Annotated in this window: 1 pseudogene; it reads left to right on the top strand. The window is 76.7% G+C overall.

What is annotated here, in order from left to right:
• Positions 1–672: 672 nt before the first annotated feature.
• A pseudogene (locus HW577_RS25730) lies at positions 673–894 on the top strand (N-acetylmuramoyl-L-alanine amidase family protein); the annotation flags it as partial.

The following is an 894-nucleotide window of genomic DNA, read 5'->3' as shown; positions in this document are numbered from 1 at the left end:
TTCAAGTCAGTCTGGAGTTCAGGCGTGCGCCCTTCCGACCCCGCGGCGGGGCCGCCGGCGCCACGAAGGGCGGGGCCCGGGCGGGGACGGGTGGGCGGCGCGGCGTCCTCTGGCACGCGCCGGACTCGTCCTCGTCCGGCGGGTCCGGCGCCGCGCGCGGCGCGGAGCGGACCCTGGGGAGGGCGTGCCTGGTCTCTGCCCCGGAAACCCTGGACGCGACCGCGGATCGCGGTGGTCCCAGGCACGGGCGGGCCGGCTGGATCCTGCGGCGGGTCCGGCGCCGGCGAAGGGGCGGTCGGATCCTTGCGCGCATCATCCCCGCGCTGGCGGAACCGGCAGGAGGGCGCCCGGCTGAGCCACGGGACCGATGGGGGCATGAGCGCCGCCCCGGTTCCAGGCCGGGCACCCGTCGTCTCGAACCGGCCTCGCGCCCCGCCTCAGGCCCAGGGGTCGCGCGCCGGGCGATCCTGCCCGGGACTCCGCCCGCAGCGGTTGCCGCCGGGGCAGGTCACCATAGTCGGGGGGCGGGGGCGCCACAAGCCATGTAACGATCCCGTTTTCTTCCCCGTCCGCGCTTCACGCGGCGTCGCAAGGCGCATGTGGCAAGATGCTGGAATATTTGGCATCATGCACGGGCCCGGTGGGGGATCGGGCAGGACAGGGGATGCTGCGATGCCGCGCCTTCGCCGGCGCCATCTGCTCGGCCTCGCGCTCGGGGGCATGCTGGCGCCCGCGGCCGCGGGCGCCGCGACCATCGGAGGGGCGGCCATTGGCCGCGCCGGGCGCGTCGCGCGCCTGTCGCTGGCCATCGATGGCGAGCAGCGCTGGCGTGTCACCGCCGCCGCGGAGCCCGACCGGCTGGTCCTGCACCTGCCGGGCGCCAATTGGCGGGGC

This window comes from Neoroseomonas rubea, assembly GCF_016106015.1.
GTDB lineage: Bacteria > Pseudomonadota > Alphaproteobacteria > Acetobacterales > Acetobacteraceae > Neoroseomonas > Neoroseomonas rubea.
The sequence above is the reverse complement of the archived record's forward strand: the minus strand, read 5'-3'. Positions and strand labels throughout refer to the sequence as shown.